32 protein-coding genes are annotated in these 25,363 nt (G+C 37.8%); 12 read left to right on the top strand and 20 right to left on the bottom strand.

Features of this window, described 5'->3' with window-relative positions; translation table 11 throughout:
• Nucleotides 1-41 precede the first annotated feature (41 nt).
• Complete coding sequence (gene tilS, locus H3T84_RS01555) at nucleotides 42-1,355, bottom strand: tRNA lysidine(34) synthetase TilS (protein ID WP_198217374.1); 1,314 nt, start codon at nucleotides 1,353-1,355, stop codon at nucleotides 42-44.
• Complete coding sequence (locus H3T84_RS01550) at nucleotides 1,333-2,292, bottom strand: acetyl-CoA carboxylase carboxyltransferase subunit alpha (RefSeq protein WP_174833787.1); 960 nt, start codon at nucleotides 2,290-2,292, stop codon at nucleotides 1,333-1,335. The genes tilS and H3T84_RS01550 overlap by 23 nt, the downstream gene beginning before the upstream one ends.
• Before the next feature lie 404 nt (nucleotides 2,293-2,696).
• On the opposite strand from H3T84_RS01550, the gene rpsP reads away from it, so the two are divergent.
• The 5 genes from rpsP (at nucleotide 2,697) to purM (ending at nucleotide 6,015) form a co-directional block, all read left to right on the top strand.
• On the top strand, nucleotides 2,697-2,945 hold the full coding sequence (gene rpsP / locus H3T84_RS01545) for a 30S ribosomal protein S16 (protein WP_025331153.1): 249 nt from the start codon (nucleotides 2,697-2,699) through the stop codon (nucleotides 2,943-2,945).
• 15 nt (nucleotides 2,946-2,960) lie between these two features.
• Nucleotides 2,961-3,473 carry a ribosome maturation factor RimM gene (gene rimM / locus H3T84_RS01540; protein ID WP_198217366.1) on the top strand — a complete coding sequence of 171 codons (513 nt, stop codon included), beginning with the start codon at nucleotides 2,961-2,963 and terminating at the stop codon, nucleotides 3,471-3,473.
• Complete coding sequence (trmD, locus tag H3T84_RS01535) at nucleotides 3,473-4,219, top strand: tRNA (guanosine(37)-N1)-methyltransferase TrmD (protein WP_025331155.1); 747 nt, start codon at nucleotides 3,473-3,475, stop codon at nucleotides 4,217-4,219. The genes rimM and trmD overlap by 1 nt, the downstream gene beginning before the upstream one ends.
• A 13-nt stretch (nucleotides 4,220-4,232) precedes the next feature.
• On the top strand, nucleotides 4,233-4,598 hold the full coding sequence (rplS, locus tag H3T84_RS01530; RefSeq protein ID WP_025331156.1) for a 50S ribosomal protein L19: 366 nt from the start codon (nucleotides 4,233-4,235) through the stop codon (nucleotides 4,596-4,598).
• Nucleotides 4,599-4,980: 382 nt separating this feature from the next.
• Complete coding sequence (gene purM / locus H3T84_RS01525; RefSeq protein ID WP_198217364.1) at nucleotides 4,981-6,015, top strand: phosphoribosylformylglycinamidine cyclo-ligase; 1,035 nt, start codon at nucleotides 4,981-4,983, stop codon at nucleotides 6,013-6,015.
• A 268-nt stretch (nucleotides 6,016-6,283) separates the two neighbouring features.
• Here the strand turns inward: purM and H3T84_RS01520 are convergent, their stop codons facing one another.
• The 6 genes from H3T84_RS01520 to H3T84_RS01495 all read right to left on the bottom strand — a co-directional run bounded on the left by H3T84_RS01520 (nucleotide 6,284) and on the right by H3T84_RS01495 (nucleotide 9,708).
• The gene (locus H3T84_RS01520; protein WP_037473341.1) at nucleotides 6,284-6,709 is read right to left on the bottom strand and encodes a putative T6SS immunity periplasmic lipoprotein; all 426 of its coding nucleotides are present in this window, start codon (nucleotides 6,707-6,709) and stop codon (nucleotides 6,284-6,286) included.
• 103 nt (nucleotides 6,710-6,812) lie between these two features.
• Nucleotides 6,813-7,082, bottom strand: coding sequence for a hypothetical protein (locus tag H3T84_RS01515; protein WP_198217356.1), 270 nt, complete (start codon nucleotides 7,080-7,082; stop codon nucleotides 6,813-6,815).
• Between the two features lie 166 nt (nucleotides 7,083-7,248).
• Entirely contained in the window at nucleotides 7,249-7,911 is a 663-nt protein-coding gene (locus tag H3T84_RS01510; RefSeq protein WP_198217354.1) for a hypothetical protein, read from the bottom strand.
• A 231-nt stretch (nucleotides 7,912-8,142) separates the two neighbouring features.
• Nucleotides 8,143-8,511, bottom strand: a complete 369-nt coding sequence (locus tag H3T84_RS12385; RefSeq protein WP_198217352.1) for a capsular polysaccharide synthesis protein — start codon at nucleotides 8,509-8,511, stop codon at nucleotides 8,143-8,145.
• A 365-nt stretch (nucleotides 8,512-8,876) separates the two neighbouring features.
• Nucleotides 8,877-9,311, bottom strand: coding sequence for a putative T6SS immunity periplasmic lipoprotein (locus H3T84_RS01500; protein WP_198217350.1), 435 nt, complete (start codon nucleotides 9,309-9,311; stop codon nucleotides 8,877-8,879).
• A 100-nt stretch (nucleotides 9,312-9,411) separates the two neighbouring features.
• Nucleotides 9,412-9,708, bottom strand: a complete 297-nt coding sequence (locus tag H3T84_RS01495; RefSeq protein ID WP_198217342.1) for a hypothetical protein — start codon at nucleotides 9,706-9,708, stop codon at nucleotides 9,412-9,414.
• A 312-nt stretch (nucleotides 9,709-10,020) separates the two neighbouring features.
• Here H3T84_RS01495 and H3T84_RS01490 point away from each other — a divergent pair, with 312 nt between their 5' ends.
• On the top strand, nucleotides 10,021-11,100 hold the full coding sequence (locus H3T84_RS01490; protein ID WP_198217340.1) for an MrcB family domain-containing protein: 1,080 nt from the start codon (nucleotides 10,021-10,023) through the stop codon (nucleotides 11,098-11,100).
• 264 nt (nucleotides 11,101-11,364) lie between these two features.
• Here H3T84_RS01490 and H3T84_RS01485 read toward each other — a convergent pair whose 3' ends face one another.
• The 7 genes from H3T84_RS01485 to H3T84_RS01455 all read right to left on the bottom strand — a co-directional run bounded on the left by H3T84_RS01485 (nucleotide 11,365) and on the right by H3T84_RS01455 (nucleotide 17,308).
• A complete protein-coding gene (locus H3T84_RS01485; RefSeq protein WP_198217338.1) occupies nucleotides 11,365-11,943 on the bottom strand; it encodes an FRG domain-containing protein in 579 nt (192 codons plus the stop codon).
• A gap of 10 nt (nucleotides 11,944-11,953) precedes the next feature.
• The gene (locus H3T84_RS01480) at nucleotides 11,954-12,832 is read right to left on the bottom strand and encodes a helix-turn-helix transcriptional regulator (RefSeq protein WP_198217336.1); all 879 of its coding nucleotides are present in this window, start codon (nucleotides 12,830-12,832) and stop codon (nucleotides 11,954-11,956) included.
• A gap of 186 nt (nucleotides 12,833-13,018) precedes the next feature.
• Nucleotides 13,019-13,654 carry an alpha/beta hydrolase gene (locus tag H3T84_RS01475; RefSeq protein ID WP_198217334.1) on the bottom strand — a complete coding sequence of 212 codons (636 nt, stop codon included), beginning with the start codon at nucleotides 13,652-13,654 and terminating at the stop codon, nucleotides 13,019-13,021.
• Nucleotides 13,655-13,659: 5 nt separating this feature from the next.
• Nucleotides 13,660-13,995 (bottom strand): ferredoxin, encoded by a 336-nt coding sequence (locus H3T84_RS01470; protein ID WP_198217332.1) that lies wholly within the window; start codon nucleotides 13,993-13,995, stop codon nucleotides 13,660-13,662.
• 64 nt (nucleotides 13,996-14,059) lie between these two features.
• A complete protein-coding gene (locus tag H3T84_RS01465; RefSeq protein ID WP_198217330.1) occupies nucleotides 14,060-14,857 on the bottom strand; it encodes a polyamine aminopropyltransferase in 798 nt (265 codons plus the stop codon).
• A gap of 238 nt (nucleotides 14,858-15,095) precedes the next feature.
• The gene (locus H3T84_RS01460; protein WP_100125833.1) at nucleotides 15,096-16,055 is read right to left on the bottom strand and encodes a hypothetical protein; all 960 of its coding nucleotides are present in this window, start codon (nucleotides 16,053-16,055) and stop codon (nucleotides 15,096-15,098) included.
• A 380-nt stretch (nucleotides 16,056-16,435) separates the two neighbouring features.
• Complete coding sequence (locus H3T84_RS01455; protein WP_198217761.1) at nucleotides 16,436-17,308, bottom strand: phosphoribosylaminoimidazolesuccinocarboxamide synthase; 873 nt, start codon at nucleotides 17,306-17,308, stop codon at nucleotides 16,436-16,438.
• Between the two features lie 222 nt (nucleotides 17,309-17,530).
• Here H3T84_RS01455 and H3T84_RS01450 point away from each other — a divergent pair, with 222 nt between their 5' ends.
• From H3T84_RS01450 to H3T84_RS01440, 3 genes are all read left to right on the top strand, one after another.
• Nucleotides 17,531-17,845: a YqjD family protein gene (locus H3T84_RS01450; protein ID WP_025331163.1), complete on the top strand. Its 315-nt coding sequence runs from the start codon at nucleotides 17,531-17,533 to the stop codon at nucleotides 17,843-17,845.
• A gap of 86 nt (nucleotides 17,846-17,931) precedes the next feature.
• Nucleotides 17,932-18,348, top strand: coding sequence for a phage holin family protein (locus H3T84_RS01445; protein ID WP_198208814.1), 417 nt, complete (start codon nucleotides 17,932-17,934; stop codon nucleotides 18,346-18,348).
• Complete coding sequence (locus H3T84_RS01440; RefSeq protein WP_037475848.1) at nucleotides 18,345-18,632, top strand: hypothetical protein; 288 nt, start codon at nucleotides 18,345-18,347, stop codon at nucleotides 18,630-18,632. The genes H3T84_RS01445 and H3T84_RS01440 overlap by 4 nt, the downstream gene beginning before the upstream one ends.
• A gap of 73 nt (nucleotides 18,633-18,705) precedes the next feature.
• On the opposite strand, the gene dapD is transcribed toward H3T84_RS01440, so the two are convergent.
• The 3 genes from dapD to fur are packed head-to-tail and all read right to left on the bottom strand — an operon-like array spanning nucleotide 18,706 to nucleotide 20,792.
• Complete coding sequence (gene dapD, locus H3T84_RS01435; protein ID WP_037475846.1) at nucleotides 18,706-19,524, bottom strand: 2,3,4,5-tetrahydropyridine-2,6-dicarboxylate N-succinyltransferase; 819 nt, start codon at nucleotides 19,522-19,524, stop codon at nucleotides 18,706-18,708.
• 15 nt (nucleotides 19,525-19,539) lie between these two features.
• Nucleotides 19,540-20,328 (bottom strand): leucyl/phenylalanyl-tRNA--protein transferase, encoded by a 789-nt coding sequence (gene aat / locus H3T84_RS01430; protein ID WP_037475844.1) that lies wholly within the window; start codon nucleotides 20,326-20,328, stop codon nucleotides 19,540-19,542.
• Between the two features lie 29 nt (nucleotides 20,329-20,357).
• Nucleotides 20,358-20,792 (bottom strand): ferric iron uptake transcriptional regulator, encoded by a 435-nt coding sequence (gene fur / locus H3T84_RS01425; RefSeq protein WP_037475842.1) that lies wholly within the window; start codon nucleotides 20,790-20,792, stop codon nucleotides 20,358-20,360.
• 129 nt (nucleotides 20,793-20,921) lie between these two features.
• On the opposite strand from fur, the gene H3T84_RS01420 reads away from it, so the two are divergent.
• Nucleotides 20,922-21,281: an outer membrane protein assembly factor BamE gene (locus H3T84_RS01420; protein WP_037475840.1), complete on the top strand. Its 360-nt coding sequence runs from the start codon at nucleotides 20,922-20,924 to the stop codon at nucleotides 21,279-21,281.
• Nucleotides 21,282-21,284: 3 nt separating this feature from the next.
• Nucleotides 21,285-22,097: a 4-hydroxy-tetrahydrodipicolinate reductase gene (gene dapB / locus H3T84_RS01415; protein ID WP_198217328.1), complete on the top strand. Its 813-nt coding sequence runs from the start codon at nucleotides 21,285-21,287 to the stop codon at nucleotides 22,095-22,097.
• 181 nt (nucleotides 22,098-22,278) lie between these two features.
• On the opposite strand, the gene H3T84_RS01410 is transcribed toward dapB, so the two are convergent.
• Nucleotides 22,279-22,608 (bottom strand): four-helix bundle copper-binding protein, encoded by a 330-nt coding sequence (locus H3T84_RS01410; protein WP_198217326.1) that lies wholly within the window; start codon nucleotides 22,606-22,608, stop codon nucleotides 22,279-22,281.
• Between the two features lie 468 nt (nucleotides 22,609-23,076).
• Here H3T84_RS01410 and H3T84_RS01405 point away from each other — a divergent pair, with 468 nt between their 5' ends.
• On the top strand, nucleotides 23,077-23,349 hold the full coding sequence (locus tag H3T84_RS01405; protein ID WP_174833820.1) for a DksA/TraR family C4-type zinc finger protein: 273 nt from the start codon (nucleotides 23,077-23,079) through the stop codon (nucleotides 23,347-23,349).
• Nucleotides 23,350-23,697: 348 nt separating this feature from the next.
• Here H3T84_RS01405 and H3T84_RS01400 read toward each other — a convergent pair whose 3' ends face one another.
• Nucleotides 23,698-24,459 carry a helix-turn-helix transcriptional regulator gene (locus H3T84_RS01400; protein ID WP_037475831.1) on the bottom strand — a complete coding sequence of 254 codons (762 nt, stop codon included), beginning with the start codon at nucleotides 24,457-24,459 and terminating at the stop codon, nucleotides 23,698-23,700.
• Nucleotides 24,460-25,363 lie beyond the last annotated feature (904 nt).

Raw genomic sequence — 25,363 nt, 5'->3', positions numbered from 1 at the left:
CAGCTGAATCTGCGATAATATATAATATTAACCCTAAATTTTTACAGCCTGATAGGCAAATCCTCTATTAACGGCATCCAGCCATTCTTTACACCCTTGTCGGCTGCCACAGCTACATTAATGACAGCGACACACTGGTTATCAGAATCACACACAATAGGCCAGACAGCACGCATAAAAGAAGGGATTTTTCTTTCCTGTAATAATTTTCTAACTTTCTTTTTTCCTCCTTGTAAAATAATTGTATCCTGGACATCTGCCAGACGGACCGTCATTCCAGCGTCGGTCTCCTCCAGACCAAATGAATGTCTTTTCCATTGCAGATAATGTGCAGCAGTCAGCTCAGAGCCAGACACCGGCAACAACTTGAGCCAGAGCCATTGCTCATTGCAATTATACTTATCAATCCATAATCTGGAATCATAATAGATTACACGGGCACGCGGCAAAGACCATTGTGCTCCATTTTTGCTTTCCATCAGTTGTCTTGCAAACTCTGTCAGTGCCGCAGCGGTCGACATCCCCAGACAATGCTTATGTGCAAACAGACGTAATTGCTGCCGTCGGCGTGATGCACTTAAATTACGCCATAACGGTATTTGAAATCCTTTTTGCTGCGCATGCAGCATAGTCCAGTCAGCTTCAGCTATTTCATCCAGTAAAGACAGCTCATCTTGCAAACGTTCTACTGCCGCTTCTATCTGGGTATCGAGATGTGACTGATGTTTGCGCCAGTATGGCAAACCATCCAGACGCAGCCAGTTGCGCAAATAGGCACAATTACTATTACTGTCATCTTCAATATGTTTTAGTCCCACTTCATCTGCATAAGCTTTTAGCTGTTGCCGTGAAAAAGACAATAACGGTCGCCAGAGAACAGTATGTCCGGTTAATGAGCGTACCTGAGGCATAGCCGAAAGCGAACGTATACCGCCGCCACGCAAAGCTCCTAAAAAAAAGGTTTCAATCTGATCATCCCGGTGATGTGCCAGCACCACTGCGTCAGCCTGACTATTTGCATAAACCTGATAACGTGCTTTGCGTGCAGCCGCTTCTATACCCTCTCCTGCTGTACGCACATTTACCCTGACAATCTTCAACGGGACAGACCACGATGCGCATAACTGCTCACAAAATACCGCCCATTCATCTGCATATCTGCTTAAACCATGATGCACATGAATTGCTGATATATGCACCGGAAGACTATCACGCAATTTCGTTAACGCATGTAACAATACCACCGAATCCAGCCCGCCGCTGAGACCGACTGCTAAAATACAACGGCCAGCCATAGAGGCTGACCATTGTTGTGTAATATTGTCACATAGTTTACTTACCGCTGAACTGACCATAACTCATCAGACGATCAAAACGCCGGGTTAGTAATGTCGACAACTGTTTGTCTTTAGCATCTTGCAGCTGACGGGTAAGCACCGATTTTACCCGCTGCATAATTTCCGGATAATTACGATGCGCTCCTCCCAGAGGCTCCTCAATCACAGTATCAATTAATTTTAAATCATGCAGGCGTTTAGCAGTAATCCCCAGAGCCTGAGCAGCTTCCGGAGCTTTTTCTGCGGTTTTCCATAGAATAGATGCACACCCTTCAGGTGAAATCACCGAATAAGTCGAAAATTGCAGCATATTGATGTAATCACCAACAGCTATTGCCAGCGCTCCGCCTGAACCGCCTTCACCAATTACCGTACAGATAACCGGTACACGCAGCCGTGCCAGCTCGTATAAATTACGGCCGATGGCTTCAGACTGCCCTCTTTCTTCCGCTCCGATGCCCGGATAAGCTCCCGGTGTATCAATAAAGGTTAGCAGAGGTATTTGAAATTTTTCTGCCAGCTTCATCAGGCGCAGAGCCTTACGGTATCCTTCGGGCTTAGGCATCCCAAAATTACGGCGAATTTTTTCCTTGGTATCACGGCCTTTCTGATGACCAATAACCATTACGCTTTCACCATTAAAGCGCGCCAAACCGCCAACGATAGCTGCATCATCAGCAAATGCACGATCACCGTGCAATTCTTCAAAATCAGTACACAGAGCATCAATATAATCTAAAGTATACGGACGCTGTGCATGACGGGATACCTGTGAAATTTGCACCGGTGTCAGTTTGGCAAAAAGATTTTTGGTTAAATCGTCACTTTTCTTTTTCAGGCGCGCGATTTCTTCGGATATATCTACAGCTGACTCATCCTGTACAAAGCGCAACTCATCTATTTTCTGTACCAGCTCGGCTATAGGTTGTTCAAAATCCAAAAAAATCTGTTTCATTGTTGAGATATCCGCAAAAACATGTAATAGCTATGATACGCGAAGAAATGAAGCTATGCAGCCCTTATTAATAAAAACCTGATAGCACAATTATAGATTATAATAATAACAATATGATTTATAAAATATAATTATAAAAAACATCTTTACAGCCACCTGCGCATCCGAATTACACTTTAGCGTTTTCTATCAATTTAAGCTGATATAGCAACAACTTAAACCACACGCCTCAGCAGCAATGCTAATTAAATAAACATCCAATAACAAGCAGATCCGAAACACTATATACGCAACAAATATGCATTAACAGCTTGCCAAGACTAGGAATTACCCACTAAAATTAGCGATTTTCTGTTATCTTGGCAGAATAAAATTACTTCGATTTTTTCACTAAGGAATACACTATGGTAGTTATCCGTTTGGCTCGCGGTGGTTCTAAACACCGTCCTTTCTATAACATTGTCGTAGCAGACTCACACAACCGCCGTGACGGCCGCTTTATCGAACGCGTTGGTTTTTATAATCCTGTTGCCAATGAGAAACAGGAACGCGTACGTCTGAGCGCAGACCGTCTGAACCACTGGATTGGTCAGGGCGCGCAATTAAGCGAAGCTGTTGCCAAGCTGGTTAAAGAACAAAAGGCTGCGGCCTGATTAGCAGTAAAGCAAATGAATAGTACACAGCCACAATGGGTAGCAATGGGCTATATAAAAGGTGTGTTCGGAGTAAAAGGCTGGGTGAAAGTCCATTCTGATACTGAATATACCGATAGCCTGCTCGACTATCCGCAATGGCAGCTGAGTAAAGATGGCCAGATTAAAACTGTAAGCATAGCCGAAAGCAAAATCAGCGGCGATGAGTTACAGGTAAGATTTGACGGCATAACCGATCGTGACAGCGCAGTATTACTACGCGGCTTTACCATCGAAATAGACCGCGCCAGCTTTGCCGAAACCGATGACAATGAGTATTACTGGACAGACCTGATCGGAATGCAGGTACATAACCGTACACAGGAAAATCTGGGGACTGTCAGTTCATTAATGCAAACCGGTGCGCATGACGTACTGGTAGTAGATGGTGCTTTTGGCCGTAAACTGATTCCTTTTGTCTCACAGTACATTGATGAAGTTAACTTGCCTCAACAGCAAATTGTTGTTGACTGGGGCAGTGATTACTGATGCACATTCAGGCCATTACTCTGTTTCCGGAAATGTTTACTGCCCTTACCGGCAGTGGCGTAACCGGTCGTGCATTACAAAAAGGTATATGGGAATTTGCTACCATTAATCCGCGCCAGTTCGCTGATAACCCGTTGGGTTATATTGATGACCGGCCGTTTGGTGGTGGTCCGGGAATGATTATGATGGCTCCGCCCTTACAGGCAGCCATTGATACAGCCAGACAGACTTGTCCCGAAGGACGGCTGATTTATATGAGTCCGCAGGGCAAGCCACTGAATCATGCACAGACAGCAAATCTGGCCAGAGAAAAGGCTTTGATTGTACTGTGCGGCCGCTATGAAGGTATTGATGAACGCATCCTGACCAGCAACGAAGTAACCGAAATCAGTATTGGTGATTTTGTGGTTTCCGGCGGTGAATTGCCGGCAATGATGTTAATGGATGCAGTAATCCGTTTGTTACCCGGCACACTTGGCGATACACGCTCAGCAGTAGAAGATTCTTTTGCCAATGGTTTACTTGATTGCCCACACTACACCCGTCCTGTAGAATTTCGTCAGCAGACAGTTCCCGACGTTCTACGTAGCGGTAATCATGCTTTAATCGCACAGTGGCGATTAACTCAGGCGCTGAGGCGCACACTGACACGCCGTCCAGATTTACTGGCCGATCGTGAATTAACCCCAGAGGAATCCAGACTCTTGCAGACGATCAGACAAGAGGAACGGGATATCCCATTATAATAGGAAGCTTAATATGAACTTAATTCAACAATTAGAGCAAGAAGAAATCGCTCGCCTGAATAAAGAAATTCCGGCTTTTGCACCAGGTGATACCGTGGTTGTTTCTGTACGTGTTACTGAAGGTAGCCGTACCCGTTTACAGGCCTATGAAGGTATTGTAATCGCCCGTCGTAACCGTGGTCTGAACAGTAACTTCATCGTTCGTAAAATTTCCAGCGGTGAAGGTGTAGAACGTACATTCCAGTTATATTCTCCAGCCGTTGAAAAAATCGAAGTTAAACGTCGTGGTGATGTACGTCGCGCCAAACTGTACTACCTGCGTGGCTTAACCGGTAAAGCTGCCCGCATCCGTGAAAAACTGCCGGCTCGTAAAGCCTAAGCAGTATTTACAATTACTATTAGCTGCCTGTGGCAGAGCTAATACTCAGGCCGAATCATCAGATTCGGCCTTTTTCTTTATGTTTTCGGTCAAACTGGTAAAACAGAAAATGTCAGAGCTTTTAAATAGCAAAAAATAATCAATAAATATTTATTGAAATAGTGTTATATAAAAAATACTGAATAGATAATTGAATTTTTAAAAATTAATTTCTCTGACAGAAATAATCCAAATCTGTGAATGCTAGCCACGCCTATCCTCTGCTCACAAACTCTAATAATTTACACACCGGCAAAAGGTGAAAAATGTTAAAATTATCCGGTTTTTGGTTTACTCCATCCTAATTTAACTTGCTTTGTCTTACCCAAAGGAAACACACCAAATGAGCCAGTCCCTGAGTTATCGTGATGCCGGTGTTGATATTAATGCTGGTGATTCTTTGGTTGAAAGAATTAAACCATTTGCCAAGCGTACCATGCGGCCTGAAGTATTAGGTAATTTGGGCGGATTTGGTGCTCTGGTTGAAATCAGCCAGAAATATCGCCACCCGGTACTGGTTTCTGGTACCGATGGTGTAGGTACCAAACTGAAACTGGCCTTTGAATGGGATCAGCACGACACCGTAGGCATTGATCTGGTAGCTATGAGTGTCAATGATATTCTGGTACAAGGGGCAGAACCATTATTCTTTCTGGATTATTTTGCCTGCGGCAAACTAGATGTTGAACGTGCCGCTGCTGTTATTAAAGGCATTGCAGCCGGTTGCGAACAGTCCGGGTGTGCACTGATTGGTGGTGAAACTGCAGAAATGCCGAGCATGTACCCCGATGGCGAATATGATCTGGCCGGCTTTGCAGTTGGCGTTGTAGAAAAAGAACAGGTAATTAACGGACGCAGCATTGTTGCAGGTGATGTTGTATTAGGTCTGGCTTCAAACGGTATTCACTCCAATGGCTACTCACTGGTTCGTAAAATTATCGAACGTGCCCAGCCTGAGCTTGACGCTGAATTTAATCAAGGTAAAACATTGCGCCAGGCAATCATTGCCCCGACCAGGCTTTATGTAAAACCTATTCTGGCGGCACTAAAACAATTTACCATCAAAGGTATGGCTCATATTACCGGTGGCGGTATCAGTGAAAATGTACCCCGCATTCTTCCTGAAAACACCGTGGCCGCCATTGATTCTCAATCATGGCCATTACCCAAACTTTTTCAATGGCTGCAACAAGCTGGAAATGTAGAAGTTCAGGAAATGTACCGCACTTTTAATTGCGGTATTGGTATGGTTTTGGTGGTAAATGCAGAAGACGCCGACGCAATACAGAAATTTTTACAGCAACAAGGCGAAACTGTTTATCAGATTGGTCGTATTCGTTCTCGTCAGGGTAACGAACATCAAACTCAGATTAATTAAACTGAATTTTATATTTTTTTGAATTAAATTTATTATTCTAATCATTAATATGGCCATCAACTATTACTGACCGGTTGATGGCTTTAATAGTTATTTTATGAACAAAATTTTGTTTTTAATAAATAATTCTTATCAATTATTTCTAAAAAAATAATTAACATATTCAATTAAATATGGATTAAAAGATTAGAAAATCTAGTATTATATTTTGTATAACAATTTCAAAACAATATTATCTTCATCAAAAATCTAACTTTGAGCAATTTATTTAATTTATCAAAACTCTGTTTCCAGTTAATAATTGTGCATTACCATCCTCATTCTTTATAATTCGTATAGTAGCACCCCAGATTTTTTCACTTCCACCTTTCTCTGCCGACGTAAATATAATGTCATAGATAATGCCATCTTGAAAATCATAATCAAAATCAATACATTCCTGAGTTTTTACATTATATTGTTCTTTCGGATAATCTTTCTTTGATAAGTAGGTATCAGTACTGGTTTCATATATCCCCGTACCGGTAATATTAAATTGTTTGTTTTCTTTTAACATATCTTCAGTTGATGGAATACTGATACAAGGTTGACTATTATCTTTTAAAACAACATCCGGATCATTAATACGAATACAACCTGCCAGCATGATTAGCATAAAATTTAGTAAAATACAGAGGATAATTTTTTGTTTCATATTAATTATCTCTTCTATAATAAACCGTTAAAAGTACTGATTTACCAAAAAAGCTGAATACCGATAAGAACGCATTATTATTATGATTACCACTTATGTAGCACTAATTAATATCGTCTAGATTGACCTCATTATCATTTAATAATTTTAAATTATCATCCTTATCCTTTGTAATCCGTATTAATACCTCCCAGAATTTTGCCTTTTGATCTTTTTTCACTGATATAAAATCAATTTGATAAGTGAAATCATTTTTAAAATAATAGTTAAAATCTATGTATTCCTGGGCTTTTACATAATATTGATTTTCCGGATTATCATACTTTTTCACTGATAATTCTTTTCCGTCAACTGGTAGAGATACTGTTGCCAAGGTAATATTAGTCTGTTTGTTCTTAATATATCCTCACTCCGCGGGATACTAATACAAGGTTAACCATTATCTTTTAAAACACTATCCGGTGTATAATACGCCCTAATACAGCCTGCTAATATGTTCAGTAAAAATATCAGCAGTAAACAGTGAATATTTCTTCATTTTATCCAAATAGTGCTTTCTTATCTTTAGGATTTTTTAAAAATAAACGTAAAGTATTCTCATATGATTTTAGCCAGTAATTTCGCATGCCTTGTTTATTTCTGGATTTATCCTTACCTTTATATTTTTCATATGCGGGTGTATACCAAGCATCATAATCGAATGTTTTTAGACACCAATAATCAGCAATAATTGAAGCTTGTTGCTCCATACCATAGTCTGATAATACTTTATCATTTGTCAATTCATAGTGATAATCAACAGCTCCGCTGCCTAGTCCCCAAAATGCTACTGCCATTCCCATCTGAAATTGCCAGACATGAACCATTTCATGCATAAACCAATGCTTATCACCACTTTGCCCAGTTGAAAAGTCACGCTTAAAATGCTCTTTAGGAAAATATATTTCGCCGAATGGAGTTACTGCATGATTACCTTGACCAAGCAGAAGAGGACCATTTCTAACTCTTACTGAAGCAATGTTGATGCTATCTTTAAATATTGAAGTAACCATCGCAATCTCTCCGGAGGTTAATAGTCTGGGTGTAGCCTTCTGATGATTTTCCTTCGTACCTACTATGAATAGTGATGTAAAAACAAATAGATCAGTCGATTTAAGATGTGAAGCAACCTTCCCAATAGAAGTTTCATGAAATTTAGGCATTTATTATCTCCTTATATCCGATCCTTTTGATTATAAAGTAATATAATCAAAAGGATCCAAATAGATAAAATAAATTAATTTTTATAAAAAAACTTGATCCAGCAATATTGCGTTAATATTTAATAAAAATTTAATATAAATTCGCCGTAGCAATTACTATCTTTCATTTTCTAATTTAATAATAGTCGAATTTCTATATTATTTCAAAATTATTGATATAAAAATAATTTATTATAAATAACTGTTGCGGATATGTTCATAATAAGAATTTTTCTTAGTCTTTTTCACATACGTTAATTTATGAATTCTTGTTCTTTGTTTAATTAATTCAAATGATTCCGGATTAAAGGGTTCATACATTTTGGATTGAATAATATGTACTAATGTGTCATCAAAAACTGGGCAATTATTCTTCTTATACTCTTCGTATTTAAATAATTCATCAACCATAATGTGAAAAAAGAAATAGTGTTGTACTTTGTCTTGTGTTTTCCAGAAATTTAACAATAAATCCAGTAAAGGATGGCCAATAACTCCTCTTTTAGCACTGACTATAAAGCTGTTCAAGACATTAACATAATGATGCTCATTCCAGCCCAAATAATGATTATTATACTTTTCAAAAAATCATATCAGGTGTATTTTATCCCTCTGAAACATAAAAAATTCATTACCAAGTTTAGATACTATTGCAGAGGTAATATTAAATTGTTCGTTCTTATCATATTCTCACTTCTTGGGATGCTAATACAAAGTTGATATTATTTTTTAAAATAATATATGGTGTATAATAAATTCCAAACAGTTTATTAACATGATTAGCATAAAAATTTAATAGAATACAAAAGATAATTCTTTATTTCATATTAGCTATCTCTTCTATAATTAACCGTTAAAAGAACTGATTTACCAAAAAAGCTGAATACTGATAACAACACATTTTTATCATTACCACTAATGTAACATTAATTCATATCGCCTGAATTAGCCTCATTATTAATTAATAATTGCGAATTACCATCCTTATCTTTTACTATTCGTATATCAGCACTCCAGATTTTTTCACTCCCACCTTTTTCTTCCGTGCTAAATGCAATACCATAGGTAATATCATTTCGAAAATGATAGTCAAAATCTATGCACTCCTGAGCTTTTACATAATATTGTTCTTCCTGATAATATTTTTCTGATAAGTAGGATCTGATACTGGTTTGATATATATCTGTCGAGGTAATATTAAATGGTCTGTTTGTTCTTAACATATCCTCACTCCGCGGGATGCTAATACAAGGCTGACCATTTTCTTTTAAAACAATATCCGGTTCCCTAATACTACTACAGCTCACTAACATCATTAGCATAAAATTTAGTAGAATAAAGATGATAATTTTTTGTTTCATATTAATTATCTCTTCTATAATAAACTGTTAAAAGTACTGATTTACCAAAAAAGCTGAATACCGATAACAACACACTTTTATCATTACCACTTATGTAGTACTAATTAATATCACCTGAATTGACTTCATTATCAATTAATAATTGTAAATTACCATCCTTATCTTTTACTATTCGTATATCAGCACTCCAGATTTTTTCACTCCCACCTTTTTCTTCCGTGCTAAATGCAATACCATATGTAATATCATTTCGAAAATGATATTTAAAATCTATGAACTCCTGAGCTTTTACATAATATTGTTCTTCCTGATAATATTTCTCTGATAAGTAGGATCTGATACTGGTTTGATATATATGTGTTGAGGTAATATTAAATGGTCTGTTTGTTCTTAACATATCCTCACTCCGCGGGATGCTAATACAAGGCTGACCATTTTCTTTTAAAACAATATCCGGTTCCCTAATACTGCGGCAATCCCAAATAATACCGTCATTTTCACATTGATTATCGACATGACCACCACATGATAAGGGGCAAAATTTTTAATCTAGAAATTTGACTTTGAATGGTATCATTCACTAATATTCAGCTTACCCATAACCCTTTAATCTTATCTATATGATTTACTAAATCAACTAACTTATTTCATTAACAACATATCCCTTTTATAATTATTGGAATACAAATCACAATATAATGATATTAGTATGAAAGAATTAAAGGATGTTTTAGATAACTATCAGGATTTACTAGCCTCAACCAAATTATCTAAAAAACCAACGCGAATTGAGCAAATTGCGATTAAACATACTATTCCTAAAATCCTCAACGCTACCATACAAAAAGAAAATAGAAAAAATCCCTTTCGCGTAAAAGGTTCTTATGGTGAAGGGAAGTTAGCTAGAATCCCTTGGGTCGCTATCTTTAATCAAAGCATCACTGAATCAGCGCGCAAAGGATACTATATTGTCCTGCTTTTCTCGCAAGATATGCAATCATGTTACCTTTCGTTAAACCAGGGAGTAACCAGCTATGTTGAAACCTACGGTCAAGCAAACGCTTTACAAAGAATGCAGAAGGTGGCCAAGCAAGCGCTAAATTATTTTACTCCTCATGCCGAAACAATTAAGGGCAATATTAACTTAAAAGCGGAGGGGGATTTAGGCCAGTGCTATGAAAAAGGCAATATTGAAGCCTTCTACTATGAAAAGTCCAACTTACCGACGCAAAAGCAGTTTGAGCAACATGTTGAGATCCTACTCGGCCATTATGAGCAATTGTTTAATCATGTCGGTAAAAATATACAAGATATCATCGCAAATAACGAAGATAATTATCAACTGCTAACCCAGCAAAAAGCAGCAAAGTTAATGCCTCAGAATAACAGTATGGTGAAAGAGCCAAAAGAATCAACTTACATGGTAAATTCTCCAGTGCGTGACCCAAATATAGCCGCTCAAGCGTTATGTAATGCTGACTTTAAATGTCAGATTGACCCAAATCACCAAACATTTCTTTCAAACGCGACAAAGAAGCCTTATGTTGAAGCTCATCACTTTATTCCGCTTAGCCAACGAAATAAGTTTGAGTTTTCATTAGATGTTTTATCCAATATTATTGTACTCTGCCCAAAGTGCCACCGTCTACTGCATTATGGGACTTGGAAGGATAAAAAAACTCATCTAGAAAATTTTTTACATCAGCGAGAAACACTTTTGGCAAAAGATCTTATCCCAGTCACGCTAAAACAGCTGAAAGAATTCTATAAACACGATCTCACGGAATAGAATTCGTTTTACAGTCATATTTTGTTTAATTCTCGCTTCTTTTTGTGCATGAATAACAGGTTGATATTGTTAGTAACAAATAGATGTCATGAATAAGTTTCTTTATTTAATGGAAATAGTTCGGGAAATGGTTATGATGTAAAAAATTTGGCACTCTGCTGATACTATCGCTGCAATCGGTTATGCTTCTATAACTTTGATGAATGCGACTTTTACAATTAATCAGCAAATTAAAAATAGGAGAAAGGCTGATTATGAAAATATTCATGAATAAACCGTTAAAAAGTACTGATTTACAGAAAACAGCTGAATACCGGTCTGTTGATTAAAACGTTCACGATCAAAGTTAAACTTAATTGATTCTTTTTCTTGATCGGATAATCTTGCCAAATTTGCAATACAGCTCGCCGTGTCAGAATCATAATATTTGACATGCTTATCATCTATAAAAAATATAATCACCTCCCCTATACCTTCATCCATATCTACACTTGATTTACATGCAAAATAAAGGGCTATAAGTGGATTAGTAGTTAAATCAAGTAATCGTGTCGGCATTGAGTAATGCTGCATTCTAACCAATTTATCTAATGTATATCGATCATTGATAAATTCTTTATATTCAGACATGTACAATTCTCGATATAAAATATGTTCTTGCGAACTATATATAGAACGACCTTGACTATTTTTTCTAAAAAGTGAGGGTATTAAGTGATACCGCTCACTTGAGTGACCTCGATAAAATATATGTTTTTTGTATTTTTTTAAATCCAAAATTTGCTGAATAAATTCGAATATTTCCCCAATATAAATATCTTTTCCCTCTTGTTGTGTATACATAATAATTTACCTATTCATTATCAAAAAATTGCTGAAGCTGTTTTTTATATAAATAAAGCGGTATATCAATTAACCCAATATTTTCTTCAGATATAAAATGTTTTTCACCGTTTAAATCTTCAAAGCAACGAAATCTACTACTTACTCCTAATTCAATATCCATAATAGTATCAACAAATTTTGAATCATATTCTATTCTGATGGATTCGGATGTATTATCAGAAAAATAAATATTTATACTATGTGTTATCTCTTTAACATTTTCTTCAGTAAGATTATTCTCTTCGATCAAATCTTTAATAATTAATTGTAAATTTTCTGAAGTATTCTCATAAAAGTACTCATCATCCCAAAAATATTCTTCTATAAGATTGTAATATTCTTCAGCTCCTAAGCCTTGATATCCATCCCAAGGTATTTCCCAATTTTCCGGGGCATCGGATGAATCATCGAGAAGTGAAATTTTTTTTATTAATTTAGTATTAATAATAAGGAAGTGATTATTTAGAGTATCAACAGAAAGTAATTTATCATGTATATCTTCATCATAACACAAGCTTTCTTGAATTCTTTGAGCTGTAGCAGAGGTAATCGGATACCATTTAATATTATTAGAATTACATAAAAGAATACCAATATGCCCCCAAAAAGAATCAATTATTTTTTCTTTTTGCCATGGTTGCCAATGTGTTGTTGAAACTGTTTCATTACATAAAATATCAAGAACGCTTGTACCAAAAATTACCGCAAGATCCCTTAGTGTTTTTAATTCTGGTTGAGATTTATTCGATTCCCAGTCACTTATATCTTTTGATTTTACCCCCAGAATATCAGCTAAATCTTTTTGTGTATAATTACATGATTTTCTTAAAATTTTTAGTTTTTCCATATAGGTATTAATAGCAGTTAAACTAATTAAATAAAATAGTAAACAATTTATATTTCTATTGTTATATTTACATATTTAAGCTAATTAAAACAATGGCAATGGCTTATATTTCTATTAAAAACTGTAATAATTAAATATAGCCTGTTGCCAACATCAGATAATTGCTGGCAAAAGGCATATCATCGTTTATTTCGTTAATAATGCAGGGAATAGCCTTTCAATCCATTGACGCAGTAAAATCAGTTTGCCATGAAAAAAATGGCCGGAACCGGGTACAACCAATACGGGCAAGTCCTGCCCTTCAGCCCAGTTCAGACTGTTCTGCAACGGTACCACTTCATCTTTTTCACCATGAATCAGTAATGTAGTAGCAGGATTATAGGCGTTGGGTGCATCAATGGTATACATACCTATAGCCGGACCCATCAGCAATAAGGCATCCGGTCTTGCAGTGAGCGCACTGAACAAGGCTACATAGCCACCGAAAGAAAAACCGGATAATACCAGTTTACCAACTTCTGAATGCTGAGCACGGGCAAAGTCAACCACGGCAAGGCAGTCCGCCACTTCACCGCGACCATAATCATACTCTCCTTCGCTATTACCCACGCCACGCAAATTAGGCAGATAACAGTGAAAACCCATTCCTGTAAGTGCTTTTGCAGCTGTCTGTATCACCTTATTGGTATTCAGCCCGCCTTGTAAAGGATTGGGATGATTAATTACAGCCACACCACATGCGGTACCCTGCGCAGGTAAATAAATAGTTTCAAGCCGTCCTGCCGGCCCGTTAATCCAGATGTTCGGTTGTTGCTTCAGCATCAGATTTACTCATTACTTTCAGGTTTATCCATTAACAATCGGGTAACAACACGATCGTTTGCCAGTTCTTCATCCAATATTTCCTGTAGGTCACTTTCGTCTACATAGGTATACCAGCGCCCCTGCGGATAAAGCACCATAACCGGCCCTTCATCACACCGGCCAAGACAGCCGGCACTACTGATACGCAGCTCACCTACTCCCATCAGCCCCATGGCCTTAGCATGACCTTTGAGATAATCAACTGCATCTGCACCAACATCATCGTCTCCACAGCTCTGGCGACACGGATTATCTCGGCGATTGGTGCAGACAAAAAGATGTTTAGCATAATAACTCACGGGTTTTCCTTTATTCTTTGTTTCTGTTCACACCGGCAATATCCATTTTGCCAGTATGAAATATTTAATCATTAAATGTCAGCACACGATTACTGTGTGATTGCTGAGTTTTAACTGAAGCCAGCATAGCGGGCAAATCCAGATTAAATTCAATTGCACGCTGTGCAGCCCGTTTTTTCAGTTTATCCCAGTCACGTACTGAAGGCGGCTGCTGAAAGGCCAGTACGGCAATATTGCCATGAGTTTCAGCCGGCACCATTAGTACTCTGTTGTCAAATACACTACGCAACCGGCGTACAAAAGTCTGAAACCGTTTGTCACCCTGCCACCAGTTAGTAACAAAGATACCATGCTCACTCAGTGCCTGACGGCAATCCTCAAAAAAAGGTTCAGCAACCAGACTGTCAATAATCTGCTCACCATCAAAGCCATCAACCAAAATGATATCTGTATTTCCCCGCAGTATCTTGATGTATTCGGCACCGTCGTCTTCAATAATTTCGAATTTTTCGCCCTCAAATGGCAGCTCAAACATACTGCGGGCAATACTGATAACCTGAGGGTTGATATCGACAGCAGTCTGACAGGTATCAGGCAGGTAAGCATCTATCCAGCGTGCAAATGAACCACCGCCCAAACCTATTTGGGTAATATGCCGAGGCATACTGTCGGCAAACAATAGCCATGCCATCATAGCTCGGCTATACGATAACACCAGTTCTGCCGGATCATCGACATTCATAGAACTCTGTATAGTAGATGTACCTAGATGGAGAGAGCGTATATTGCCTGATTCGGATATGCCTACTTCGGGTAACTCATAGCGCGCAGGACGTAAACGACGATAGGGATGTTGTGGCATAGTAATTTCCGTCATCAGATAACAATAAAGTAGCAATTGGCCGGATGGCTAATATGCAGTCTGATAATATTCAATATCAGATTAGCAGTAAACCGTTTAAAAATAATATTAGCCTCACTGATAAGACTGGAATAAACAGCAAATATAGTGAGGCCAGTTGGTTGTGTATTATATAGTTATAACAAATCTTATGTCTTATCTGGAATCAGCATCATTAATATGATTAATTTTAATAAATTTAATATTTCTTAAAATAAAAAGGTTTATATAAAACATCACCACAATTATTTAAATAAAACACATTATTCCAATTTTTGGATAGTGTTTTTTTATTTCCGGCGATAAAATAATTAGTGCTTAGATAAAAATTACCTACTCCCCAAGAATTAATATTTATCTTTTCAGGAATTTTAGCTTCTTCCACAAATGTCCCTATATCACTTTTAGTAGAATCTAAAATATAATTTTTACTGATCATTGACCATTCAGACTTACTTAAAATACTACAACAGTTATTACCATATATCTCAGCACCACTATTACTTTGAATTAAAATTAAATTTTCCAATTTAAAATCATCATTGATAAAATTCTGATCTAATGTTACATAGCTCTGTGCTTTATCAGTATTAATAAGTTCCTCAATTTTTTCCATGTAACTCTCTCCTTCTTCTACTTCTATATGCTTTTTAAGCTCCTCATTGTTTAAATTCAAAGGAATTCGCCATACTCTGCAATTATTCTGACTTTTACAATCACTAGAAGTCCATCTTTTCACTCCATTGGCATCCAAAACATCATTATTCCAAAATAAACTATTCTCAAATATCATCCGCTCAGTTAAGCTTTTCATTGCCTTATGCCAAAGCTCTTTTTTGGTGTAATACCTTCTGTCCCGCCAGCAGTACCCTTCTCTATTCTTTTTCTCAAACTCTTTCTGTGAAATATTAAAAGGTATGGAATTCTTTTTTAATATGTCATACCAGAAGCGATAAGGAGATCTTTCATAGAATAGTTTTTTTATTCCGAATCCTCCTGCAATAATTAATATTATGAATAAAAAACTTATTATATATTTTGTTTTTTTGGGGTTAACTTTTGCTTCAGTCCATATTTTATCTATTACCCAAACAAGACAAAATATTAATATCAAATCGATTAAAACTATGCCAACAATGATTAATATAATTACAAGCATACTAGTATCTTTCTAAAATATTATGTCTTGTTAGCTGCTAAACGGTTATTGAATCAATTTTCTGATACTGTAATCTATAAATCCGGTGTTTCCATTTGTATTGCTGAATCACAAACTATCTATCATGAGATTTGTAATATCCAAAGAGTAATTTAATAACTATCTATGTAGTAAGATTTAACAAGTACAGATACAGAATAAGGTCAATGGACTGATTATTAGTGCGTTATCAGCAAAATCACAAGCAAAGCACAATCAGATAATGGTGCTCTAAATCAGCAATAAAAGCAGGCAAACCATCCCCACTACTCAACAATCCTGTCGGAAAGATATGAGCTGATATACATAGGATGATACTGGCAGGACCGCTTGCCTGCCATTCATAATATTTTTGCTTCGGCAATCAGATGCAGGGCTTCTTCATATTTAGCCAGTGTTTTGGAAATTATGTCTGCCGGTATATGTGGTGCCGGTGGTTGTTTATTCCAACCGGACTCTACCAGCCAGTCACGGATAAACTGTTTATCGAATGAAGGCGGATTGCTACCAACCTGATAGCTGTCTACAGACCAAAAACGGCTGGAATCCGGGGTAAGCACTTCATCCATAAGCGTTAAAACACCATTCTCATCCAAACCGAATTCAAATTTGGTATCGGCAATAATGATGCCTTTACTGCGAGCATAATCCGCGGCTTCTGAATATAGCTTAATCGCCTTAGCACTTACCTGCTCTGTCAGTTCTTCTCCCAGCAGAGAAGCACATTGTGACAAACTGATATTTTCATCATGGTCGCCTACAGCAGCTTTACTTGATGGAGTAAAAATTACCTCTGGTAATTGTTCAGCTTCACGCAATTCGGCTGGTAATTTAATTCCGCAAACAGCTCCGGTTTGCTGGTAATCACGCCAGCCACTGCCAGAAAGATAACCGCGAACAATAGCTTCTATTTTCAACGGGCTTAATTTTTTTACCACAACTGCCCGTTTGGCAATTTTGTCAGCCTGCTGGCGTGGCAGCACATCATAAACTGTTTCACCAGTGAAATGGTTAGGCATAATATGTTGCAGTTTTTTAAACCAGAAATTGGATATCTGGGTAAGAATTTCGCCTTTTCCTGTTATAGGTTCAGGTAAAATTACATCAAAAGCCGATAAGCGGTCTGTAGCTACCATCAGCATACGTTTCTCGTCAATTGCATACAAATCGCGTACTTTACCCGAATATATTTTTTCCAGCGCCAGCTCAGTCATCATCTACCTCTATTCAAGCGGTTAATCGCCAATATAATATACCTGTGCAAATCAATAACCTTGTGCTAAGGTAATCATTGTGCAACAAATGTTAGCAGCCAATGATTATTTTAACCGATATTGCAATACAACAGACAGTCTGTTTGCCGTACTGCAAGGGTTAAGCCGGTTGCTGATGTTAAATCGTAGATAAATTCCACGCCAATTGGAAGGAGAATTGCCATGGCTGATTTTGATTCACAAAAAAAAGATTTAATGAAAGAAGTACGTTCTGTACTGGATGAAGTTGAAGATTTATATGAAAACGCCGGCGACAACGGGTCTGATCAGGCTAAAGCATTGAAAGATCAGTTTCGTAAAAAACTAAGCAATACCAAATCCAAACTGTGCGATATCGAAAGTACACTGGCAGAAAAAGCCCGTGCCACAGCTGAACGCACTGATGAGCTGGTACATGAACAACCATACTATGCTATGGGTGTTGCTGCCGCAGTCGGCTTTCTTGCCGGTGTGTTGCTGGGACGTTGCAGACACTAAACAACTTACGGCATAAATTCATTCAGGCAATCTGGTCTAACGATCGGTTGCCTGAATATAATTTACTTTTTAACGGATAATATACCATGAGTATAGGCAATCTTGGTCGTGACCTGCGTCAGCTGAAAATCTGGCTGACTTATGGCACTGAGTTATTGTGGATTCGCTTACGTATGCTGCGCCTGGATGCGATTGCCCAGCTGCAAAGTATTATTGTACTGATGGTACTTGTTGTACTTGCCGGAGTAATGTTTTTTCTGGGATTTATCAGTTTATTATTCGGTCTGAATACTGTACTTTCCCCTCAGGCTAAAGTATGGGTATTTTTTGGTCTTGCCATTCTGTTTTTACTTTTGATTCTGCTTCTGACTATATTGATTATTAAATTGTTATGCAAGCAAAGCCAGTTTATGACAAAAACACTGGATGCAATGAGTGAAGATCTAAGCTATCTCAGACACACCGGCAAGCATGAAGCCAATGGAGAGCACAGACGACCATGAGTAAATCCGATAAGCTGAATATCGCACAGCAACGCGAATTGCTGGACATACAGGCACAAGGTACGAGATTAAAATTACTCGCAGAGCAGCTCAAGAATGGCGATAATACCCATAAATCACGTTTATGGCAGCGCTCGCTGAATATTGTGGATAAAATTCCAGCAGGAGGTTTAGCACTTAAGCTGGCGAACAAACCCAAACGCTGGCGCAACAAGCTGCTGGTGGGTGCAGTATTAACCGCGGCTACCTTGATAGCCAATAAAATTAGCCGCAATATACGTTAAAATACAACAGATAATAAAGATAAAGCCTCTTACCAGCAAGTAAGAGGCTTTTATTTATAAAACCTGAATAAACTTAAATTCCACGCAGCAAATCATTAACACTGGTTTTAGCACGGGTTTTGGCATCTACCTTTTTGACAATTACTGCACAATACAGGCTATGGCTGCCATCTTTCGCCGGTAGACTGCCTGAAACCACAACAGAACCGGCTGGTACCCGACCATAAGTGATTTCACCGCTTTCACGGTCATAAATTTTAGTAGACTGACCAATAAATACACCCATCGAAATTACACTGCCCTCTTCGACAATTACCCCTTCAACAATTTCAGAACGGGCGCCGATAAAACAGTTATCTTCAATAATTGTTGGTGCTGCCTGTAAAGGTTCCAGTACACCACCTATGCCTACCCCGCCACTCAGGTGAACATGTTTACCAATCTGAGCACAGGAACCTACCGTTGCCCATGTATCAACCATCGTACCTTCATCAACAAATGCACCAATATTAACAAATGAAGGCATCAGTACTACATTTTTACCAATATGACTGCCGGCACGTACTACTGCACCCGGAACTGCACGGAAGCCTGCCTGCTGAAAATCTGCGCCAGTCCAGTTGGCAAATTTAGTAGGTACTTTATCAAAATAGCGATTGACTGCATCATCTGCCAGTACATTGTCACTAATCCGGAAAGACAGCAATACTGCTTTTTTGGCCCATTCATTTACCAGCCACTGATTACCCTGTTTTTCAGCCACACGCAGATGTCCGCTGTCCAGTTGCTGTAAAGTTTCAGCTACAGCTTCCTTTACTTCGGCAGTTACAGAAGCCGGAGTAATTTCCGCGCGGTTTTCAAAAGCAGTTTCAATTACTTGTTGTAAAGACATACAATATTCCTATAATCAATAATTCAGTTCTGGATTATCTCTGGGTAAGGGTATAACACCATTATCTGCCAGTATCTGTGATTTGAAAGAGTCTGGCTGTGTCAGTGAACGTGGATTAAACTCATGCAGACAAGCTGCAAATTCAGCATAAGGAATTTTACGGGCACCAAAGCTGGCTAAGTAGTCAGTGTAAACCTGACAATCTATCAGCGGTACGCCCTGTTGCTGCAAATAATGCACGGCATGCACAAAAGCTATTTTGGAAGCATCCGAAGCATGAGCAAACATGGATTCACCATAGAATATCTGCCCAATCAGCACGCCGTATAAGCCTCCAGCCAGAATAGTATTGCCATCTGTATCCCGATACCAGCATTCAAATGAACAAGCATACTGCTGCTGATGTAACGAATAGTAAGCCTGTTGCATTTCTGCGCTCAGCCATGTACCGTTCTGCCCGGGGCGCGGCGTTTGGGCGCAGTTGGCAATCACCTGCCGGAAAGCATAGTTCATGGTCACGGCATAAGGCTTATTGCGCAGATTTTTTGCCAGAGAACGACTGATTTTCAACTCTGCCGGAAATAGTACCATCCGCTGCGCAAAAGACCACCACATAATAGGCTCATCAGGTGAATACCAAGGGAAAATACCCTGCCGGTATGCAGCCAGTATTCGGGCAGGAGATAAATCGCCGCCAACAGCCACCAATCCGTCACGTTGTTGCTGTGCAGTTTCAATATCCGGAAAATCCAGATTATTCCTGCTCAGAACCGGAACACGTAAGCGGTATTCAGGCTGATTCATATTTGAATATCCTGCCCTTTATTTCAGTTTCAGAGATATTTATTGTCAAACTGCTGGCACTCGCTGCATACACCGTACATATATAAAGCATGGTCAACAATACGGTAGCCGTTATCATCAGCAATCTTCTTTTGCAGCTTTTCAATTTCTTCACTGCAAAATTCGGTTACCTTACCACATTTAATGCATACAAGATGATCATGGTGACCGCCGCGATTCAGTTCATATACGGCTTTTCCGGTTTCAAAATGATGACGTAACAGAATATTGGCTTGTTCAAACTGGGTAAGCACACGATAAATGGTGGCCACACCGATTTCCACGCCATCATCAAGCAGGCGCCGGTATACATCTTCTGCACTCATATGCAGTTCAGGCTGAGCTTCAAATAGCTCCAGAATTTTCAGTCTGGGGCCAGTTACCTTTAAACCGCTATCTTTTAATTGAGCTACATTGTTATTCATGATGCTTATTTCACCACTAAGTAATAATACTCGCTATAATACGCAATTTTAAGGCAATTGCCCACTGGGTGTCATACAATGTCGACATCGCCATTGTTAACTGTTTCGTCCCGGATCAGAGGTATCAGTATGAAAAAAATATACTGCCTGCTGGCAGTGGCCGTTCTAGGCCTGAGCGCATGCTCCACAGCAAAACTGACACAAATTCCGTCGTATAAACTGAAAATTATTCAGGGTAATGAGCTTGACCAGAATGTGGTAAATTCCTTGCAGCCCGGTATGAGCCGTGAACAGGTGCAAATGCTGCTTGGCACGCCCTTACTGCGTGACCCGTTCCATGCCAACCGCTGGGATTATCTGTTTGTTATAACCCGCGACAAACAGATTCGGGAAGAAAAGAAGCTAACACTTTACTTTGATGCCAATGGTAAACTGGTCCATGCCGAAGGTGATGCTTTAACTGCTCAGCCTGTACCTGTAAGGGAGTAATACATGTCTACATCACGTTTAAGAATTGCTGTAGCCGGCGCCAACGGGCGTATGGGCAGAGCCCTTATTCAAAGCATAAGTCAGCGCCAGGATTGTGTTCTGAGCGGCGCACTGGAACATGATGCCTCTCCTTCTCTCGGTCTTGATGCCGGGTTTGCCATCGGTCTTGAGCTGGGCGTTAGTATTTGTCACGACCCTGAAAAAGTACTGGACAATACAGATGTACTGATTGATTTCAGCAAACCGGAATCCACACTGAATAATCTGGCTATCTGTGAACGGCTTGGTGTCAATGATGTTATCGGCACGACCGGTTTCGATGAGACAGGCAAACAACGCATTGCCTCAGCTGCTGAAAAAATTGGCATTGTATTTGCTCCTAATTTCAGTGTAGGTGTGAATCTAACCTTTGCTCTGCTTAATACCGCTGCCCGGGTATTAAATGAAGGCTACGATATTGAAATTATCGAAGCACATCATCGCCACAAAGTTGATGCTCCTTCCGGTACTGCTTTACGTATGGGTGAAGTAATTGCCGATGCACTAGACCGTGATTTAAAAACCTGTGCTGTTTACGGGCGTGAGGGACATACCGGAGCGCGTGATCCGCAGACAATCGGCTTCTCAACTATCCGCGCCGGTGATATTGTTGGCGAACATACGGCATTGTTTGCTACTGATGGTGAACGCGTAGAAATCAGCCATAAAGCCTCCAGCCGTGCTACTTTCGCTAATGGTGCTGTCCGGGCGGCAGTCTGGCTGCGTCAGCACCCACATGGTTTGTTTGATATGCAGGATGTACTTGGTCTGAAATAAAGCTATCTGACTAACACAGTAAACAGGGTTAGCTATTAATCTGGCTAACCCTGTTTATTTTAAACATTTTAGAACTAAAAACGGTATAGAATTAATTATATTTTCAATAATATAACAACCAGAAAAAAAGCCATTGTCAGAAACAATGGCTTAAAAAATTTTGCAATACATACTTCATTATTTATGCAGCCATAGCCATACATTTATCCGCGCAAGCATTACAAGCTTCAGCGCAGCGCTGACAGTGATCCATTTTAAAACGGCCACATTCCTGAGCACAGGCCCGGCATACTTCAGCGCACAGCTGACATACCTGCACGATAAAAGGACTGTTCATACACATAAAATTAACAGCCAGTGTGCACATTGCCGCACATTGCATATCCAGATGAATACACTTAGCCATCATTTTGACATCATCTTCCTGCAGACAGGCAGTAGAACAATACTGGCATAAAGCAATACAACGGTTACAGGCTTCTACACATTCTTTAAATTTCTGGGCATCCATAGTTGATATCCTATTCAGCAATATTTTGATTTAACAAGAAAAATCAAAATCAGTCTATAAAACCATAGCGCATATTGCAATCCGGTTACAGGTAAATAAAATTATGATTTAGATAGATTAATTTAAGTTTCACCCGAATCTGTATTTCATATGCCAATTAACAGGTGAAAATTGTTTATTCACGTAAGTCTGCAAAACATATAAGTCTGCAAAACATAATAGAAAATAATTTCCAAATATAAATTTTTATGATTTTCAAATTAGACTTTCATAAAGCAGATTGATTACTTTCAAAGTAAAATATTAAATCCGCTTCAATGATTTACTTTATTTTTGAGTATAAAAATTCAGTAATCCGGATTTATTTCCTCTTTATATTATCAATAAATATCCATATTAATCAGCAATCTATTGAAATCAAACAATATAACTCCATATCAATAATCTATTATTTTGAAGGAGCTTATTATGGCCAGCGGCTGGGCATCAGATGATGCGGTAAATCAGCAGATTGAAAGCACGATAGCAGATGCCATCAATCATGTCCGTCAGCAAATGGATATTGCAGATGAAAGCGCAGAATTTTGTGAAGAATGTGGCGAAGCAATTCCTATCGGGCGTCGTCAGGCTATTCAGGGCGTTCGTTTTTGTGTTCACTGTCAGGCAGAACGGGATAAGGAAATGCAGAAAACATTCAGTTTATACAACCGGCGTGGCAGCAAAGACAGTCAGTTACGTTAAGTTCACTTGATTAACAAATAAAAATATCTGTTTATCTCGCGCATATTAACCCTAACCAAACAGAATGGATCATGACCATCTATTTAAAAAAGCCAGACAACCTAAATTGCCGGCTTTAATTCACTACCAGAGATAATACTGACGGATTTCTGAATTTTATACCGCTACTGCTATGCACCAGCTCAGATAATTAATGGCTGATTGGTAACAATGTCAAATCAAACTGGAATTTATACTATTACAATAAAACAGCATTTATATTTTCATATTTCTCATATATTTTACTTGCTTTACTATGCACATTAATTTAAGAGCAATTTGATTTATACCTAAAATTATCAATCGATATCAGATCTTGCGACCAAACCATTCAACCTTACCAATAATTTCAAAATCTTCTTCAATATGTGCCAGATCAACAGTAAATGCTTCGTATTCTTTGTTAGCAGAAGTAACCAATAATTGATTATTCGGTTTCAGCTGCGTACGCTTAACCAGAATATTTTTTCCTATGCGCAACACATACAGACCGTCACCGCCTTCTTTTTTTCCATGATTAACCAGTACATGATCTCCGTCATTAAAAACACCAGCCATACTGTCATCTTTAACGATAAATGTACTTAATTTCTGCGGATCAACATTCAGGTAATTTTCCAGCCAGCTACGATTGAAAGCAATTGTGCATAAAGTTTTATTGTCCGAGACGTCTGTTTTATTGGTATTTTGCAAAGAGCAGACCGGAATGAATGTATAATCTCCTGCACATATTTCATTGGAACGGCCGGCATAATCAGGACTGCTTTCACTAAGATCAGTGCCGGTATTCATGGATAATGGATCGGGTAGTTTAGTATAAAAATCTTTGTGGTTATTTACACTATCATAATTAAATTTAGGCCCCTTACCTGTCGCCAGCCATAATAGATTTACCTGTGCAACATCGGCTATTTTAATTAGATTAGTAGTACTCGGTTCTGCACCTTCTTTCACCCATTTAGAAGCAGTAGGGTAAGCAACATCTACCTTCCTGGCTAATTCAGAAACACTTTTCAGAATAGTAACTACTTCCTGCATTCTAGAGGCAAACCCGACGTTAAAATTTTCCATTTTGGAATTACTTTCAAATAAAACTATGTAAGGTCTAATTTAAAACATATTTGTAAACAATAATTTACAAATATAAATTTAAAAAAAAGCAACATTTTTTGCACAATATTTAAATTAAAACTTGCAAATTGTAATCTTTACTATATAATCTAATATGTGAATATATTAGGAACAATACTTAAATACATTAATGCAAACAATGTTTATATTAAAATTTTAATATTAAGCTATAATAATTAATTTACAGCATAGCATTAGTATTAAAAAATACATTAATTTAGCAATTCACTATCTGTATTTAACTACCGGATAGATGATACCATTTTGTCATTCGCAAGAAAATGCCAGAAATCAGCTAGGTTTGCACCTTTGCATGTTTTTTAGCATATAAAAAATTGCCCGACAAAATATTGGATTGTATCTATTGGTAATAGTATCTTTTTTCCGAGGTATCAGCTACATTGTCATTATATGTGAAATTTTGTTAAAGATGTAGCTTTTTTTTTGTAATTTTAACATTAATTTTTTATTAAATAAACATTTGGAATTTTATATATAAATTTATATATATAGAGATTTTTTAAGCAAAAGCTATTTATTTATTATACTTAAAATTTTGATGCTTACCGTTCAAATAACTATTTATTCTAAATATATAACTAATAATTATATATTTATATATTAAAATTTATGAGAAAACACCATTGGAAGATTCATTAATTTTTTTATCGATTTTAATTAAGTTATTAAATATTTTTATTATAAAAAATTATACTTAAACTTAGTATTGCAATTTTAATGTTAATTTTTTAATGTATAGTTAAAATAATCATTTCTCTAATTCTTACATTTAAAATACATTTAATTTTTTTCATTACATTTAAAAAATAATTATAAATATCAA

This window comes from Snodgrassella sp. M0110 (assembly GCF_016101465.1).
GTDB lineage: Bacteria > Pseudomonadota > Gammaproteobacteria > Burkholderiales > Neisseriaceae > Snodgrassella > Snodgrassella alvi.
Note: the sequence above shows the minus strand (reverse complement) of the source record. Positions and strands in the feature narration are given on the sequence as shown.